Annotated in this window: 20 protein-coding genes; 10 read left to right on the plus strand and 10 right to left on the minus strand. The window is 69.2% G+C overall.

The window, feature by feature from the left end; translation table 11 throughout:
• Nucleotides 1–8: 8 nt before the first annotated feature.
• Nucleotides 9–275: a hypothetical protein gene (locus G9U51_RS17540; RefSeq protein WP_235946227.1), complete on the minus strand. Its 267-nt coding sequence runs from the start codon at nucleotides 273–275 to the stop codon at nucleotides 9–11.
• Between G9U51_RS17540 and G9U51_RS15775 the strand changes: the two genes are divergently transcribed.
• Nucleotides 259–1,581: an ABC transporter substrate-binding protein/permease gene (locus G9U51_RS15775; protein ID WP_328823512.1), complete on the plus strand. Its 1,323-nt coding sequence runs from the start codon at nucleotides 259–261 to the stop codon at nucleotides 1,579–1,581. The two genes, G9U51_RS17540 and G9U51_RS15775, sit on opposite strands and share 17 nt — an antisense overlap.
• Nucleotides 1,578–2,360: an amino acid ABC transporter ATP-binding protein gene (locus tag G9U51_RS15780; RefSeq protein WP_166198301.1), complete on the plus strand. Its 783-nt coding sequence runs from the start codon at nucleotides 1,578–1,580 to the stop codon at nucleotides 2,358–2,360. The genes G9U51_RS15775 and G9U51_RS15780 overlap by 4 nt, the downstream gene beginning before the upstream one ends.
• A gap of 275 nt (nucleotides 2,361–2,635) precedes the next feature.
• Here the strand turns inward: G9U51_RS15780 and G9U51_RS15785 are convergent, their stop codons facing one another.
• Both G9U51_RS15785 and G9U51_RS15790 read right to left on the minus strand, forming a co-directional pair.
• Nucleotides 2,636–3,076 carry an SRPBCC family protein gene (locus G9U51_RS15785; RefSeq protein WP_166198303.1) on the minus strand — a complete coding sequence of 147 codons (441 nt, stop codon included), beginning with the start codon at nucleotides 3,074–3,076 and terminating at the stop codon, nucleotides 2,636–2,638.
• Nucleotides 3,073–3,984: a diacylglycerol/lipid kinase family protein gene (locus G9U51_RS15790; RefSeq protein ID WP_166198305.1), complete on the minus strand. Its 912-nt coding sequence runs from the start codon at nucleotides 3,982–3,984 to the stop codon at nucleotides 3,073–3,075. Before G9U51_RS15790 ends, G9U51_RS15785 begins: the two co-directional genes overlap by 4 nt.
• 162 nt (nucleotides 3,985–4,146) lie before the next feature.
• On the opposite strand from G9U51_RS15790, the gene serS reads away from it, so the two are divergent.
• From serS to G9U51_RS15815, 5 genes are all read left to right on the plus strand, one after another.
• A complete protein-coding gene (gene serS, locus G9U51_RS15795; protein WP_166198307.1) occupies nucleotides 4,147–5,457 on the plus strand; it encodes a serine--tRNA ligase in 1,311 nt (436 codons plus the stop codon).
• Between the two features lie 292 nt (nucleotides 5,458–5,749).
• A complete protein-coding gene (locus G9U51_RS17935) occupies nucleotides 5,750–6,736 on the plus strand; it encodes a hypothetical protein (protein ID WP_166198309.1) in 987 nt (328 codons plus the stop codon).
• A gap of 70 nt (nucleotides 6,737–6,806) precedes the next feature.
• On the plus strand, nucleotides 6,807–7,598 hold the full coding sequence (locus G9U51_RS15805; protein ID WP_328823513.1) for an HAD family hydrolase: 792 nt from the start codon (nucleotides 6,807–6,809) through the stop codon (nucleotides 7,596–7,598).
• Nucleotides 7,595–8,401, plus strand: a complete 807-nt coding sequence (locus tag G9U51_RS15810; protein WP_166198311.1) for a TrmH family RNA methyltransferase — start codon at nucleotides 7,595–7,597, stop codon at nucleotides 8,399–8,401. The genes G9U51_RS15805 and G9U51_RS15810 overlap by 4 nt, the downstream gene beginning before the upstream one ends.
• 50 nt (nucleotides 8,402–8,451) lie before the next feature.
• The gene (locus G9U51_RS15815; RefSeq protein ID WP_166198315.1) at nucleotides 8,452–9,105 is read left to right on the plus strand and encodes a VOC family protein; all 654 of its coding nucleotides are present in this window, start codon (nucleotides 8,452–8,454) and stop codon (nucleotides 9,103–9,105) included.
• A gap of 256 nt (nucleotides 9,106–9,361) precedes the next feature.
• Here G9U51_RS15815 and G9U51_RS15820 read toward each other — a convergent pair whose 3' ends face one another.
• Genes G9U51_RS15820 through G9U51_RS15835 form a run of 4 tightly spaced genes read right to left on the minus strand, consistent with a single transcriptional unit; the run spans nucleotide 9,362 to nucleotide 12,122 of the window.
• Nucleotides 9,362–9,577 (minus strand): heavy-metal-associated domain-containing protein, encoded by a 216-nt coding sequence (locus tag G9U51_RS15820; RefSeq protein ID WP_166198317.1) that lies wholly within the window; start codon nucleotides 9,575–9,577, stop codon nucleotides 9,362–9,364.
• 14 nt (nucleotides 9,578–9,591) lie between these two features.
• Nucleotides 9,592–9,873 carry a metal-sensitive transcriptional regulator gene (locus G9U51_RS15825; protein ID WP_166198319.1) on the minus strand — a complete coding sequence of 94 codons (282 nt, stop codon included), beginning with the start codon at nucleotides 9,871–9,873 and terminating at the stop codon, nucleotides 9,592–9,594.
• A 38-nt stretch (nucleotides 9,874–9,911) separates the two neighbouring features.
• Nucleotides 9,912–11,333: an adenylosuccinate lyase gene (purB, locus tag G9U51_RS15830; RefSeq protein WP_166198321.1), complete on the minus strand. Its 1,422-nt coding sequence runs from the start codon at nucleotides 11,331–11,333 to the stop codon at nucleotides 9,912–9,914.
• An 18-nt stretch (nucleotides 11,334–11,351) separates the two neighbouring features.
• Nucleotides 11,352–12,122 (minus strand): VOC family protein, encoded by a 771-nt coding sequence (locus G9U51_RS15835; protein WP_166198324.1) that lies wholly within the window; start codon nucleotides 12,120–12,122, stop codon nucleotides 11,352–11,354.
• A gap of 141 nt (nucleotides 12,123–12,263) precedes the next feature.
• Here G9U51_RS15835 and G9U51_RS15840 point away from each other — a divergent pair, with 141 nt between their 5' ends.
• Both G9U51_RS15840 and G9U51_RS15845 read left to right on the plus strand, forming a co-directional pair.
• On the plus strand, nucleotides 12,264–12,752 hold the full coding sequence (locus G9U51_RS15840) for a MarR family winged helix-turn-helix transcriptional regulator (protein WP_328823514.1): 489 nt from the start codon (nucleotides 12,264–12,266) through the stop codon (nucleotides 12,750–12,752).
• A gap of 48 nt (nucleotides 12,753–12,800) precedes the next feature.
• Entirely contained in the window at nucleotides 12,801–13,160 is a 360-nt protein-coding gene (locus tag G9U51_RS15845) for a tetratricopeptide repeat protein (protein ID WP_166198326.1), read from the plus strand.
• Here G9U51_RS15845 and G9U51_RS15850 read toward each other — a convergent pair.
• Both G9U51_RS15850 and G9U51_RS15855 read right to left on the minus strand, forming a co-directional pair.
• Nucleotides 13,149–13,634, minus strand: a complete 486-nt coding sequence (locus G9U51_RS15850; RefSeq protein WP_166198328.1) for a low molecular weight protein-tyrosine-phosphatase — start codon at nucleotides 13,632–13,634, stop codon at nucleotides 13,149–13,151. The two genes, G9U51_RS15845 and G9U51_RS15850, sit on opposite strands and share 12 nt — an antisense overlap.
• A gap of 21 nt (nucleotides 13,635–13,655) precedes the next feature.
• Nucleotides 13,656–14,048, minus strand: coding sequence for a winged helix-turn-helix transcriptional regulator (locus G9U51_RS15855; RefSeq protein ID WP_166198330.1), 393 nt, complete (start codon nucleotides 14,046–14,048; stop codon nucleotides 13,656–13,658).
• Between the two features lie 118 nt (nucleotides 14,049–14,166).
• Here G9U51_RS15855 and G9U51_RS15860 point away from each other — a divergent pair, with 118 nt between their 5' ends.
• Nucleotides 14,167–15,057: an NADP-dependent oxidoreductase gene (locus G9U51_RS15860; RefSeq protein ID WP_166198332.1), complete on the plus strand. Its 891-nt coding sequence runs from the start codon at nucleotides 14,167–14,169 to the stop codon at nucleotides 15,055–15,057.
• A gap of 63 nt (nucleotides 15,058–15,120) precedes the next feature.
• Here the strand turns inward: G9U51_RS15860 and G9U51_RS15865 are convergent, their stop codons facing one another.
• Nucleotides 15,121–15,915 carry a GNAT family N-acetyltransferase gene (locus G9U51_RS15865; protein WP_166198334.1) on the minus strand — a complete coding sequence of 265 codons (795 nt, stop codon included), beginning with the start codon at nucleotides 15,913–15,915 and terminating at the stop codon, nucleotides 15,121–15,123.
• Nucleotides 15,916–15,919 lie beyond the last annotated feature (4 nt).

The following is a 15,919-nucleotide window of genomic DNA, read 5'->3' on the forward strand; positions in this document are numbered from 1 at the left end:
CGCCGATTTCAGTCCTGCCGGTGATCGGGCATATAACTGTTCGTCATGCAAGTAATCACGTCGCGTGTCGCCGGTATGGCGGCCGCGCTGGTCCTCCTCGCCACGACGCTGCTTGGGCTCGCGCCGGTGGCAGCCGCGGCGAGCTCAGCGCCGACGGCGCCTGCGGGTTCGGCGAGCACGCCGGATACCAGCGCGCCGACGGGATCGCCCAGCGCGGCGAGCGCCGCGCCTTCCGGGCCCGCCGCCGGCCTGCCGAAGGTGCTGCGCGTCGGCACCGAAGGGGTCTACCCGCCGTTCAGCTATCACGCCGGCGGTCAGCTGACCGGCTTCGACGTGGAGTACATGAAGGCACTGGGGCGAGCACTCGGCATACAGGTGCAGTTCGTCGAGGTCCCCTGGGACTCGATGTTCGCCGCCCTCACCTCCGGCCGGATCGATCTGGTCGCCAACGAGGTCACCAAGAATCCGAAGCGCGAGGCGCTCTACGACCTGTCCAGCCCGTATGTCGACACCACCGGCGTGGTCGTCGTCGCCCAGGACAACAGCACGATCAGGTCGCTCAAGGACATTCGCGGCAAGCGCGCCGGGCAGAACCTCACGAGCAACTGGGCCGATGTCGCGCGGGCCAATGGCGCCCAGATCATCGGCGTCGACAGCATGGACAAGGCGATCCAGAACCTGCGCCAGGGCAGCGTCGACGTGGTGGTCAACGACAAGCTCGCCGTGCGCAACTTCATGGCCAGCCAGACCGACCCGGGCGTGAAGATCGTCGCCGAGACGAGCGACCGGTCCGAGTCGGTGCTCGCCGCGCGCAAGGGCTCGGGTTATCTGCCCGCGCTCAACCGCGGCATCGCCGAACTCAAGAGCGACGGGACCACGACGCGGCTCTACGACAAATACTTCACCGCCAAGGAGAAGCCGGTCACCGACTGGCAGCTGATCAAGGACAACGCCTGGCCGATGGCGTGGGCGGCGATCACCGTGTCAATCCCGTTGACGCTCATCAGTTTTGCGCTCGGCCTGCTCATCGCTCTCGGGGTCGCGGTCGCGCGGCTGTCGACCAACCCCGCGCTCTTCGCACCGGCTCGCTTCTTCATCTCGCTGATGCGCGGCATCCCGGTGCTCGTGTTGCTGCTGCTGATCTACTTCGGTCTGCCGCAGTTCGGCTGGAAGCTCGCGCCGTTCACGGCGGCGGTCATCGGCTTCACCCTCAATGTCAGCGGGTATGCCGCCGAGACCATCCGCTCGGCCATCTCCTCGGTGCCCCGTGGCCAGTGGGAGGCGGCCCGCACGATCGGGATGGGCTATCGGTCGACGCTGGGGCGGATCGTCCTGCCGCAGGCGGCGCGCACCGCGGTGCCACCCCTGTCCAACATTCTGATCGACCTGCTGAAGAGCACCTCGCTCGCGTCGTCGATCCTGGTGGTGGAGTTGTTGCGGCAGGCACAGATCGCGGCCGCGCCGACCTTCAAGTTCTTCACCCTCTACGGCCTCGCGGCCATCTACTACTGGCTGATCTGTGTCGTGCTGTCCTTCGTGCAGCACCGGGTCGAGCGTCGAGTGAGCAGGTTCGTGGCATGAGTGAATTGGTCCGCGTCGAGCGCCTCAAGAAGTCCTTCGGCGAGCACACCGTCCTGCAGGACGTGTCGTTCGCGGTGCCCGAGGGCAGCGTCACGGTGATCCTCGGCCCGTCGGGCTCGGGCAAGACGACGCTGCTGCGCTCGCTCAACGGGCTGGAGCTGCCGGACGCCGGCACCGTGCGCGTGAGTGACGCCACGGTCGACTTCGCCGACGTCCACCCCGGCCGTCGCGGGCGGTTGCCCCGTCCGCAGCGGCAGACGGTGGACCGCCTGACCGCGCAGAGCGGCATGGTCTTCCAGGCTCACAACCTCTTCCCGCATCGCACCGCTATCGAGAATGTGATCGAGGGACCCGTTGTGGTGCAACGGATTCCGCGTGAGGAGGCGCGCTCGCAGGGCGTGGAACTGCTCGCCAAGGTCGGTCTCGCCGAGCACGCGGACAAATTCCCCTACCAGCTGTCCGGTGGCCAGCAGCAGCGCGTCGGTATCGCCCGGGCGCTCGCGCTGAAGCCCAAGCTGGTGCTTTTCGACGAGCCCACCTCAGCGCTCGACCCGGAGCTGGTGGGTGAGGTACTGCGGGTGATCCGCGATCTGGCCACCGAGGGCTGGACAATGGTGATCGTGACGCACGAGGTGAAGTTCGCCGCTCAGGTCGCCGACCAGGTCCTCTTCATCGACGGCGGTGTCGTGGTCGAGCACGGCACGCCGGGTGAGGTCATCTCCCACCCTCAGAACGCTCGCACCCAGGACTTCCTGCGCCGCATCCTCGAACCGATCTAGACCCACGCCCCACACTCCCGCTGGTTGAGCAAGCGGAGGAGCGAAGCGGGGGAGCGCGTCGAAACCACTTGAGGTGCAACGGGTTTCGACGCGGACTCGGCTAGCGCCTCGTCCTTGCTCAACCAACGAAAAGCCGCGGGGTTTCGACGCGGACTCGGCTAGCGCCTCGTCCTTGCTCAACCAACGAAAAGCCGCGGGGTTTCGACGCGGGCCTCGCAAGCTCGGCCCTCGCTCAACCAGCGAAGGGGGCGGATTTGCTCAACCGGCGGAGGGGGTCAGGCCGTATGCCGGGCCAGCCGGCGCATCCCGCTGCTCATCATCACCCGGTGGTTGGCGACGAAGGCCATCCGGAAGAACGGTGCCGCCGTCGCCGCACCACGCTTGGTGACCACCGACACCTGGTCGAAGATCAGCCGGGTCCCACCGTCATTGCCCGGCTTCACGTGAAACTGCGACCAGCCCACCAGGTCGCCGGCGATGTCCGCGCGCAGCCGCCGATCCGATTGATCCACAACGGATTCGGTGAGGATGAGGTCCAACGACAGCGGCAGGAAGCTGCGGATGAGCACCCGGCCGCGGCGTTCGTCATACCGCTCGATCTCACGGATCTGCGGCCACCAGCGCTGCCAGGTGTCGACATCGCGCAGGGCGTCGAAGACGCGAGCGGGGGGGCCGGGCAGGTCGTACTCGGAGTGGAAGATGAAGCGGCGGTTCATCGCACCCGCACCACCAGGGCGCCCGGGAGCACGGTCGCGCGGATCGCCCGGGCCCGCCCGGCGATATCGCCGTCGATTTCGATCATCGCCGCGTCTTCGGTGCGCACGTCGATCGACCGGGCACGCGAGCGGCTGAGCTGGCGGGAGTCACCGCGCCGCCGCAGCGATGTGTGCGCGATCAGCGGCACCCAGGCCCGCAGGTTGTCGACGCGCAGCGAGACCGCATCGAGCAGGCCGTCGTCGACCTGGGCGTCCGGCATCAAGGTGATGCCGCCCTGCAACATCCCGCACGAGCCGACGATGACCGCGGTGAGCGGGTCGCGGGAGACCTCGGTCCCATCGTGGGTCACGGTCATCGGCACGGGCCGGCGCCGCAGATACGCGCGGCTGGCCATCGGATAGGCCAACCAGCCGATCTTGGTCTTCAAGGATTCGTCGGTCGCGGCCAGGATCTCGGCGTCCAGGCCGATCCCGCTCATGACCAGCCCGAACTGCGGCTCCTCATAGAGCCCATCCCCATCGCGGTCGATGTCGATCTGCATCGCATCGATCTGCCGGGACTGCCCGCTGAGAGCCACCCGCACCGCGTCGGGCACCGAACGGGGCAGGCCGAGATTGCGCGAGAGGAGGTTGCCGGTGCCGGAGGCGAGCACACCGAGCGGAATCCCGGTGTGCAGCAACGGTGTTGCCACACATCGCACCGTGCCGTCGCCACCCAGGGCGCACACCATGTCCACCCCCTCGTCGACGGCGCGCCGGCTCTGGGACACCCCGGGCTCGGCCACCGTCGTCTCCAGGTAGAGCGGTTCGGCCCAGCCGTAACCCCAGAAGATCGCCGAGATCTCCTGCTTCACCGCACGCAGATCCCGCACCTTGACGGGGTTGATGACGACGGCACTGCGCTTCATGGCGTTGCGGAACCTTGGAGGGGGAACGGGGGTGCGACCGTCCGCAAGCTATCGCAGGCGGCGGTCCAGCGGCCGCCCAAGCGGGTCATGGTGACCGACACGACAGGGGCGAGACGAAACCGGAAGGCGAGGCGGGCGGCATACCGATTAGCCTTGGCGACCGTGATCGACATCAAACTGCTGCGGGACAACCCCGAGATCGTGCGCGCCAGCCAGCGCGCCCGCGGGGCGGACGAGAGCCTGGTCGACCAGGTCCTGGACGCCGACGAGAAGCGGCGCTCGTCGCTGCAGCAGTTCGAGCAACTGCGCTCGCAGCAGAAGACGGTGAGCAAGGAGGTCGGCGCGGCGATGGGCCGGCTCAGCAAGGCCAAGAAGGCCGGCGAGGACACCGCCGCGCTGGAGGTCGAGGCCGAGGCGGCCCGCACCAGGGCGGGCGATCTCGCCGCCGAGGTGAAGCGCCTTGAAGCGGCCGCCGACACCGAGGGGCAGCGCTACGACACCCTGCTGCGCGCGCTCGACAATGTCATCATCGACGGCGTGCCCGCCGGCGGCGAGGACGACTTCGACACCCTCGAAACCGTCGGCACCCCAAGGGAATTCGACTTCGAGCCGCTCGACCACCTCGCGCTCGGGGAGAAGCTCGGCGCGATCGACATGGAGCGCGGCGCCAAGGTCAGCGGCTCGCGGTTCTACTACCTGCGCGGTGCGGGGGCGCGGCTGTCGACCGCGTTGATGGCCTTCGCGCAGAGCATCGCGGCCGAGGAGGGTTTCACCCCGCTCGTCGTGCCGACCCTCGTGAGCGCGGCGACGATGGGTGGCACCGGCTATCTCGACGCGCATGACGACGTCTACCACCTGGCCGACGACGACCTCTATCTCACCGGCACGAGCGAGGTGGCGCTCGCCGGTTATCACACCGACGAGATCATCGACCTGGCCGACGGGCCGTTGCGCTACACCGCGACCTCGACCTGTTATCGGCGCGAGGCGGGGTCCTACGGCAAGGACACCCGCGGGATCTTCCGGGTGCACCAGTTCACCAAGACCGAGATGTTCGTCTTCTGCCGGCCGGAAGAGGCCGTCGCCGAACACCAGAACCTGCTGCGGATCGAGCGGCGGCTGCTGGACGCGCTTGAGCTGCCCTACCGGGTGATCGACGTGGCCGCGGGCGACCTCGGTGGCTCGGCCGCGCGCAAATTCGACTGCGAAGCGTGGGTGCCCACGCAGGGCAAGTACCGCGAGCTCACCTCGACCTCGAATTGCACGACCTATCAGGCCCGCCGGCTCGGCATCCGCTATCGCACGGACGAAGGTCGCACCGACTATGTCGCGACGCTCAACGGCACGATGCTCACCGACACCCGCCCGATCGTCGCGCTGCTCGAAAACAACCAGCAGCCAGACGGATCCGTGCGGGTGCCCGCGGCGCTGCAGCCGTTCATCGGCACCGAGGTGCTCCAGCCCGTCGGCTGATCTCGTCCGCCTCGCGCGCTACCGTCGAACGCAGACACGCGCACCCCGCGCGCGTGAGCGTCACCAGGAGGGGACATGAGCAACAACGGTGGATGGGACTCCGACCCCTCGGAGCAGCCCACCCGCGCCGCGCCGATCGTGCCCGACCCCCGTCAGGGCTCCGCGTCCGGCGAGCGTGCCGGCGAGCGCGCCGACGAGCGTGCCGGCGCCCGTCCGGGTCAGGACGATCGCGGGCAGCAGACCCAGCCCTATCAGGGCCGCCCGGGCGGACCGTCCGGTCCGAATCAGCCGTATGGCGGTGCGCCGGGTGACCAGCCCGGCCACGGCGGCCCATCGTCTGGCGCACAGCCCGGCCACGGTGGCCAGCCGTATGGCGGGCAGCCGGGCTCTGCGGGTCAGCCTGGGCGCCCCGCCTACCCCGGTCACGGTTGGCCCCGCCCAGCCTGGGCCTGGCGCTGGGCAGCAGTCGGCATACGGCCACAGCGGCCCTCAGGGTTACGGCCAGCCGCAGCAATCCGGCTATGGCCAGGGCGGTCAGACCTACGGTCAGCCCGGTTACGCCCAGGGTGGTCAGCCGCAGCAGCCCGGCTACGGGCAAGGTGGTCAGCCCTACGGTCAGTCCAGCGGCGGTTACGGACAGCCGGCGCACCAGTCCTACGGGCAGGGCGCCCCGGCATACGGCCAGGGCCAACCGGGTTATGGCGGACAGCCGGGTTATGCCGGACAGCCTTATGGCACAAGCGGATCCACCCGTCCGCCGCTCAGCAGTGGCGCCAAGATGATCGGCTGGATCCTCGCCCTGCTGTCGCTGCTGGCAATCGGCGCGACCTTCGGCACGTGGGCCAAAGTGGATGCATCGGCGCCGGGCATCGGCAGCTATTCCGCCTCGGTCAACGGTTGGGGCAGCGAGTCCACGAACGCACCCCAGGGCGAGTCCAGCTCCTCACCGGACGACGGGTCGAAGCCCGCGCACGACGGCATCCTCGTGGCGATCCTGGCGCTGATCGCCCTCGTCGCCGGGGTGCTGCGCGGGCTGGGCAAGCTGCCCCGGCCGATGGCGATCCTCGCCGCGGTGATGGGGATCTTCATCTTCGTCATCGGCATCGTCGATTGGGCCGACGTGCGGGACAAGGCCGGTCAGCTGAAGGACCAGATGGGCGGGGACATGCCGCCCGGCGCCTCGCTGTCGATGGGCGCCGGCTGGGGCCTGTGGGCGGTGCTGCTCCTCGGCCTGGCGATCGCCGCCGCCGGCATCGCCGGGGCCGTCAAAGCCCGCTGAAGCAGCACACGCCTCATCCGCCCCGTCTGCCCTGCGCGGACGGGGCGGACCGCTGGCCTAGTGTGGCCGCGTGACGAAACTGCTGGTCGCCCTCGACATCGACGGCACGACCATCCACCACGACGGCCACCTGTCCGACCGGGTGCGCGCGGCCGTCCAGGCGGCTCGGGACGCCGGTCACCAGATCGTCATCGCCACGGGACGTTCGGTGCTGGGCACGCTGCCGGTGTGTGCCGAGCTCGGTCTCACCGACGGGTATGCCGTGTGCTCCAACGGCGCAGTGACCCTGGCACTGGATCCGACTGTGCCCCAGGGCTATCGGATCGAGGACGTGGTGACCTTCGACCCCCGACCGGTGCTGGCTCGGTTGCGCAATGCGTGGGACGACGGGCTCGTGGCGGTCGAGGTGCTCGGCTCGCATTACAAGATCAGCGCGCCCTTCCCCGAGGGTGAACTGCCCGGGCCGACCGAGGTGGTGTCCTGGGAAGAGCTCGGCACGGAACCGACGACCCGGCTGACCTTCCGGTCGCCGACCGGCACGGCCGACGATTTCGTCGAACTCGCCGAAGGGCTCGGCCTGCACGGCATGAACTATGCGGTGGGCTTCACCGCCTGGATGGACATCAACCCCGATGGCATCTCCAAGGCCTCCGCGCTGGAGCAGATCCGCGCTCGGCTCGGGGTGCCGATCGAGAATGTCGTGGCCGTCGGCGACCATCGCAATGACGTGCAGATGCTGCAGTGGGCCGGTCGAGGCGTCGCGATGGGTCAGGCGCCCGAGGAGGTCAAGGCCGTCGCCGACGAAGTCACGGCGCCGGTCGAGGAGGACGGCCTCGCGCTCGTGCTCGAGGGGTTGGTGTGACCGACCTGCTCATCACCTCCGCCTCCAACCCGCGGCTCAAGCAGCTGATCTCGTTGCGGCGCAGGCGGATTCGCGACGCCGAGCGGCTCACCCTCGTCGAGGGGTATGACGAGCTGCGGCTCGCGCTCGATGCAGGCCTGCGGCCGCACACCCTCTTCCACTGCCCGGAGCTGACCGACGGATCGGCGGCCGCCGCCGAGTTGGTGGAGGCCGTGCGGTCGCGTGGCGTCGAGACCGTGCGGCTGTCGCGGCCGGCCTTCGAGAAGGTCGCCTATCGCGAGGGCGCCGACGGCTTCCTCGCGGTGGCGCCGGCAGTCGAGGACCGGCTGGACGCCTTGCAGTTGCCGGCCAACCCTTTGGTGCTGCTCACCGAGGCGGTCGAGAAGCCGGGCAACCTCGGGGCGATGCTGCGCACCGCCGATGCGGTGGGCGTCGACGCGGTCATCGCGGCCGACCCGGTCACCGACTGGGGCAATCCTAATGTGGTGCGTGGTTCCAAGGGCACGGTGTTTTCGGTGCCGGTCGCTTCGGCCAGCACGACCGAGGCGCTCGATCGGTTGCGCGCTCTCGGTGTCCGGGTGGTCGCCACCACCCCCGACACGGACACTCTGCACACGTCATACGACTGGACCGGACCGGTGGCGATCGCGGTCGGCACCGAGAAATACGGGCTGACCGACGAGCTGCTCGCCCGGGCCGACGCGCGGGTGCGGATCCCGATGGTCGGGCGGGCGAACTCCCTCAATGTCGCGACTTCCGCGGCCGTCGTGCTGTATGAGGCGATGCGGCAGCGAACCCGCTAGCGATGGCCCCCGATGTCCTCCGGCGGGCGCGACGGTGGCAGGATCGGGTCATGCGAGTTGACCATGTGGTGTACGCCGCCGAATCGGACGGCGTGGAGCTCACTGCCAAGCGCTTGGGGGAGCAGCTGGGGGTCGAGCCGGGGGACAGCGGTGTGCATCCGCGCTTCGGCACCCGCAATGTTGTGATTCCGCTGGCGGAGCACAGGTTCGTGGAAGTGGTGGAGGTCCTGGACCACCCCGCCTCCGACAAGGCAGCGTTCGGCCAGGCCGTGCGCGCCCGCTCTGCGGCCGGTGGCGGCTGGCTCGGCTGGGTCGTCGAAGTCGACGACATGGCCGGTGCCGAGCGTGCCCTCGGCCGTCCCGCCGCGCCCGGCAACCGGCACCGCCCGGACGGCACCGAGCTCACCTGGCGACAGCTGGGGGTCAAGGGCCTGATGGCCGACCCGCAGGTGCCGTTCTTCATCGAGTGGGGTGACGGCGAGCCGCATCCCTCACAGATCGGCCAGTCCACGGCGAAATTGCGCGGTATGGCGATCGCCGGCTCACCGGACCGGGTGCGCGAGTGGCTCGGACTCACCGGCGAGCCCGGCGTGGACCGGGACGAATGGGAGCCGGACATCGAGTTCACCTTCGCCGCGCCGCATGGCACGCCGGGGGTGCTGTCGGTGAGCTTCGAAACGCCGAGCGGCGTCGTCACCATCTGACCCCGCGAAACGTCACTTAAGCCTCGCGAAACGTCGCTAGTGCCTCGCGAAACGTCACTCAAGTCTCGCGAAACGTCACTTGAGTCTCGCGAAACGTCACTAGTGCCTCGCGAAACGTCACTAGTGCCTCGCGAAACGTCACTTGAGTCTCGCGAAACGTCACTCAAGTCTCGCGAGCCGTCACTCCCGAATCTCGAGTGACGCTCGCGAGGATTTACTGACGTTTCGGGCGTTTTTACTGACGTTTCGCGAGGATCTACTGACGTTTCGCGGAGTAGCCGGCCTCGTCGACGGCAGCGAGCACGGCGGCCTCGTCGAGCGGTGCGTCACTGGTGATCGTCACCGGCGAGTCGCCGCCGGCCACCAAGTCCACCGAGACATCGGTGACGCCCGGCACCTCCTGCAGTTCCTCGGTGACCGACGCGACGCAGTGGCCGCACGTCATACCGCTCACGATGATCTGGGTCTGCATGTGGAACGTCCTTTCTAGCTGCGCACCAGCCGCGCGATCGCGGCCGACGCCTCGCTGACCTTCGCCTCGGCGGCGGCGTCGGACTCGCGCGCCGCGTCGACGACGCAGTGCCCGATGTGGTCTTCGAGCAGCCCGAGGCTCACGGCCTGCAGCGCCTTGGTGACCGCGCTGATCTGGGTCAGCACGTCGATGCAATAGGTGTCGTCGTCGACCATTCGCTGGATGCCGCGCACCTGACCTTCGATGCGCCGCAACCGCTTCAGGTAGTCGGCCTTGTCGCCTGCGTATCCCGGCATACCGTCGATCATACCCCGAGGGGGTATGCCGGCCGCGATCACTCCGCGGGCACGTCCAGGAAGTCGACCAACCGGGGGGCGAGACCGACATAGGTCTGCGGGGTCAGGGCGAGGAAGCGCTGCTCGACGTCGGCCGGCAGGCCGAGGCCACGCACGAATTCGCGCAGGTCGTCGCCGGTAATCCGCCGCCCGCGGGTCAGCTCCTTGAGGCGTTCGTAAGGCTGCTCCATGCCGGGCACGCCGCGGGCTCCGAGCGCTCGCATCGCCGACTGGATCGGCTCGCCGAGCACTTCCCAGTTGGCGTCGAGGTCGGCCGCCATCGCCGCCGGCACCGGGTCGAGACCGGCGAGCCCGCGCGCGACATTGTCGAGCGCGAGCAGCGAGTGGCCGAACGCCGTGCCGATATTGCGCTGCATCGAGGAGTCGGTGAGATCGCGCTGCAACCGCGACTGCACGAGCGTCGAGGCGAGCACGTCGAGCAGGGCGCACGACACCTCGAGGTTGGCCTCGGCGTTTTCGAAGCGGATCGGGTTGACCTTGTGCGGCATCGTCGACGAGCCGACCGTGCCCTGGCCGCGCACCTGGGCGAAATAGCCCATCGAGATGTAGGTCCAGGTGTCGGTGCACAGGTTGTGCAGGATGCGGTTGAAGCGCGCGACATCGGCATACAGCTCGGCCTGCCAGTCGTGGCTCTCGATCTGCGTGGTGAGCGGGTTCCATTGCAGCCCAAGGGATTCCACAAACGACTGGGAAACGGCGACCCAGTCGGTCTCCGGGACGGCCTCGACATGCGCACCATAGGTGCCGGTCGCCCCGTTGATCTTGCCGAGGTAGTCCTGGGCGTCGATCCGGCGCAGCTGCCGCGACAGCCGGTGGGCGAGCACGGCGAACTCCTTGCCGAGCGTCGTCGGCGTCGCCGGCTGGCCGTGGGTGTGGGCGAGCAACGGCTGGTCACGCAGGTCACGAGCCAGCTCAGCGATCTGGCGGGTGACAGCGGCAGCCTTCGGCCGCCATACGTCGTGGACCGCGCCCTGCACCATCAGCGCGTAGGACAGGTTGTTGATGTCCTCGCTCGTGCAGGCGAAGTGGATCAGCTCGGCCAGCCCGGTCGCGTCGTCCGTGCCGACGATCGCGGGCAGCCGACGCTTGAGGTAGTACTCGACGGCCTTGACGTCGTGCACCGTCTCGCGCTCGATCTGCGCGAGCTCGGCGATGTCGTCGGCGCCAAACTCGGCGACGATCTCGCGCAGCTGGGCCTGCTCGTCGGCGGTCAGCGCGCGCACACCCGGGACCGCACCCACCGTGGTCAGGTGGATCAGCCACTCGATCTCGACGCGCACCCGGGCGCGGTTGAGCGCCGCCTCGGATAGGTGGTCGACGAGGTCCGCGACGGCACCGCGGTAACGACCATCGAGAGCGCCGAGGGCGATGGGCGGACTGACTTCGGCAAGCGAGCGCATGGCCGCCATTGTCGCGGGTCAGGCGTCGGGCAGCTGCAGCAGGTTGAGGATCTCCCCGCCGGGTGCCTGGATGGTGGCCTCCGGACCGGCCGGGCCGTCGAAGGTCAGCAGGATCTGCGCGTCGAGCTCCTGGGCGATCTGGGCGGAGGCGTCGCGGCTCACGACGCCGAAGTGCACCAGCCAGGCCGAGCGCACATCGTCGGGCAACTGGTCGGCCTGGTGCACAGTCGCGATGGGTGCTCCGTCGAGGTGCGCGGTCGCGCCATACGCGTCGTCGCTGGTGAACGTCCAGCCGAAGACGTCACCGTAAAACCGTTGGGACGCAGGCACATCCAGCGTCAAGAGGGTGTGGTGGGCGACGGTGTCGGGCTCGCCCGTGATGCCGTAGCCGATGTGGTCGCCGGCCTGCCAGAGGCCGACGTGCCCGCCGACCGGGTCCATGACGTATGCCGCCCGCCCGGCCGTCAGCACGTCCATCGGGCCTGCCACGACCTGGCCGCCGGCGCCGACCACCCGCTGCAGGGTCGCGTCGAGGTCGTCGGTGGCGAGGTAGACCGTCCACGCCGCCGGTTGCTCCTCGGACATGGCGGGGGCGAGGGCAGCGGCTGCGGCGTCGTCCTTCAGGCAGATGGCATAGCCACCGGCCTCCTTCGGCCCCTCCTCGATCCGCCACCCAAACAGCCGCTCGTAGAAGTCGGTCGCGTGGTGCATGCCGCGGTGCTCAGGCTGCACGGCGCAATCGGCCCAGCAGGGGGTTCCGGCGGGCCAGGGCGAGGTGCGGGTCGGCATACGGGCTCCTTGAGGGGTTCGTGCGGGACGGCGTGGTCCGAGCCTAATGCGACGAGGTCCGACTGCCGGCGCGGTGAGCGGGGCGCTCACCCTGTCAGGCTCGATGATTGGTGCACCAAGGGTTGGGTTAGCATCGGGTGCGTGGCGGAATCCGATGACCCACTCGCACTGGAAAACCAGGTCTGCTACTGCCTGGCGCTCGCCGCGCGCGGGGTGATCGGCGCCTACCGCGAGGTGCTCGAGCCCCTGGGTCTGACCCACCCGCAGTATCTGGTGATGTTGGTGCTCTGGGAGCGCGAACCCCGGTCCAACCGCGAGCTGGCGCAGGCGCTGCGCCTTGACCCCGGCACCTTGTCGCCGCTGTTGAAGCGGCTCGAGGCAGCCGGCTATGTCACCAAGGAGCGCTCGCAGGGTGACGAGCGCACGCTCGCGGTGCGACTCACGCGGGCTGGAAAAGCATTGCGGGACAAGGCGATTCACGTCCCCGAGATCATGATCCGGCGGTTGGGGCTGGAGGGGATGGACTTGGTCAAGCTCAACCAGACGCTGCGCACGCTGGTCGATGGGGCCGATGCGCCGCTGGACATCACCACCCAGGAGTTCCGGTGGCTCGGCGTGGCACAGCAGTGACCGTCGGCTGGCGGGAATGCGCCACCACCCCCGGGCGTTCGTAGGCTCATGGGCATCTACGAGCGCTTCCAGCGGGCCGGCGAACTGTTCGCCGCTAAGGACTACCGCACCGCCGCGTCGATGTGCGAGAACATCCTGGCCGATGTGGCCTACGAGGACTCGACGACGCACGGTGTGGACGACGTGCGGCTGCTGCTCGCCCGCTCCTATTTCCACTCCGCACAACTGCAGCGGGCCGAGGAAACCTCGCGAGTTCTGTTGCAGGACAACCCGACCGACGCGTATGCCGCGCTGCTCCGGGCCCGCTCGCTGCAGCGGCTCGGACGTCGTGACGAGGCCGAGCGGGCGATGGCTCTGGCCACCGCTCTCGGCGCGCCCGGCACCGGCGAGCAGTCCTCAGACGACTGAGCGCAGTCGGTCCACCAGGCCGCGGCAGGCCGCCTCGACCTCCCTTCGGCAACGACGGAAGTCCTCCTCGTCGCCATACCAGGGATCGTCGAGTTCCAGCGTGCCTGCCGCGACCGCGTCCGGGTCGAACTCCCGCACCAGCCGCAACTCCGCGTGATCGGCCAATCCTCTTGCGAGAGAACGCAATCGGCGCAGGTGTCCTTCGTCCGCCGCGAGGATCAAGTCCCGTGACGTGAGGTATGCCGCGTCGAGCTGGCTTGCGCGGTGAGCGGACCCGTCATACCCCGCGGCTTTGAGCTCGGCGATCGTGCGCGGATCGGCGCCGTCGCCCACGTGCCAGTCGCCGGTGCCGGCCGAGTCCACCTCGACCCGACCGGCGAGGCCGGCGTCGGCCAGCATCGAGCGCAGGATGATCTCGCCCATCGGCGATCGGCAGATGTTGCCCGAGCACAGGAAGCACACGCGGTAGGTCACCGGGCCACGGTAAGGCGCGGCTCAGCTCGCCGCGCGCGCCGCCTCGATCTGCTCGATGTGGGTGTCGGCCCACGCCTTGAGCGGCTTGATGACCTCGAGCAGCGACTCGCCGAGCGGGGTGAGCGCGTAGTGGACGGTGACCGGCACGGTCGGTGTCACGGTGCGGGTGACCAGGCCGTCGCCTTCGAGGTTGCGCAGCGTCTGGGTGAGCATCTTTTGCGAGACACCGGCGATGTGCCGATGTAACTGCGAAAACCGCATCGGCCCGTCGGCCTCGCCGAGTGAACTCAGGATCAAGGCGACCCACTTGTCGCTGATCCGATCGAGCAGCTTGCGGCTCGGGCAGTCGGCGAAGTACGAGTTGAACTCCTGGCGCGCCTTCGCGCGCCGCGCCGCGGCCGTCTTCGTCGCCATGCTTCCCTCCGGGGTTGTTAGGCACTGTCAGGTGCCTACTTACCAACAGTGACTAATGCCCTCAACGATAGACGCGGCGGCGCGACCGCGCCAGCCGTGTTCTCACGAAAGGTCAGTCATGCGAGCTGTTGTCACAACTTCGCCGGGAAGCATCGAGATCATCGACGTCGATCGGCCCGAGCCGGGCGCCGGCCAGGTGCGGGTGCGCGTCGAGGTGGCGAGCATCAACCCGGTCGACGGCGGGGTCGTCGCCGGAGTGTTCAGCGAACTGGGCTGGATCGATCAGCCCGACCACATCGGCCTCGGCTGGGATGCCTCCGGTGTCGTCGACGCGGTGGGTCCGGGTGTCGACACGGTGCGTCCCGGCGATCGCGTCGCCGCGTTCTCCAACGGCGTCGACAAGCCCCTCGGCGCGCTCGCCGGGTTCGTCGTCGTGCCCACGGATGCCGTCGCGCCCCTGCCCGACGCCCTGTCCACGCAGGATGCGGCGACCTTCCCGCTCAACGGGCTGACCGCCATACAGGCTCTGGATCTGCTCGGTGAGCCGGCCGGTGAGTTGCTGATCACGGGGGCGGCGGGGGCTGTCGGCGGTTTCGCGGCGACGCTCGCGGCCGACCGCGGCTGGCAGGTGCTCGGCCTGGCGCGGGCGTCGGACCGGGAGTTTGTGGAGAGCGCCGGCGCGGCGCTGGTGACGGCGTTGCCGGACGCGCCGGTTGACGCGGTGCTCGACACCGCGGTGCTCGCCACGACCGCTCTGGCGGCGGTGCGGGACGGCGGCCGGTATGTCGGGGTGCTGCCGGCAGCCGTACCGGAGAGTGTGCGTGGCATCGATACTGCAGCAATTACGGTGCAGGACAATGGGATTCATCTCGCACAGGTCATCGAGCTGGCCGCGAGCGGGCGGTTGGCGGCACGACATGCGGCCGAGTTCTCGCTCGACGATGCTCCCGCGGCGTTCGCAGCTCTGGGGGAGTCCGGGTTGCGGGGCCGAGTGACAGTGCGGCCGTGACATCTGGCCCCGCAGTTCACGACTGGCACGGTATGCCGTGCCAGTCATGACGCGGCGCCCCAGTTATCCGTCGCGGCGCCAGATGTATGGCGTGGTCGTGGTCACCTTGACCAGCCCGCTGCGCTCCAGGATGGGCCGGGACATCGCGGTGCAATCGCTCTGCACGTAGCGCACGCCGCGGCTCGCAGCCGACCGGGCGCGAGCCGCGGTGAGGGCGCGGTAGATGCCGCGGCCGCGCCAGTCGGCCAGCGTCGCGCCACCCCAGAGCCCGGCGCATTCGGTGCCCTCCACGAAATCGATCCGGCCGGCGCTGACGACCTGGTCACCCGCCTCGGCGAGCCACAACTCGACGCGGCCCGCACCCTTGCGCAGGTGATCGAGCGTGGACCGCCAGTCCGGCCCGCCGCCGAAGACGGCGACCTGCATCCCGGCGGCTCGGCGGACGTCATACCCCAGGTCGCCGCCAACCCCGGCCTGCCGCACGACCACGCCGTCCGGCAGTCCGACGTCGGCGGTGAGGTGCTCGACCGAACCCATCATCACCGTCTCGACCTCCTCGGCCGCGAAGCCGCGCGCGGTGAGTAGTGGCCGCACGTCGGCGGGATCGTGGCCACGGGTCTTCCACTCGAACTCGGCCACCCGCGTGTCGTCGCGGAAGTGGGCGATCGTGGCATCGACGAGTCGCTCCAGTTCCGCCTCGGCGACCGACAATCGCCCGCTGGTGACGAAACCGCCGTCAGCGCTGACCCCCCACCACAGCGGCCCACGCCGTTCAACGCTCGAGCAGTGGCTCACCTCGGCGGCTTCGCGCAGCTGGCTGTCGTAGACGTGCAGCAGCGCCGCGGCATCCTCACCCATGGGC

It is taken from the genome of Metallococcus carri, assembly GCF_011440275.1.
Lineage (GTDB): Bacteria > Actinomycetota > Actinomycetes > Actinomycetales > Dermatophilaceae > Metallococcus > Metallococcus carri.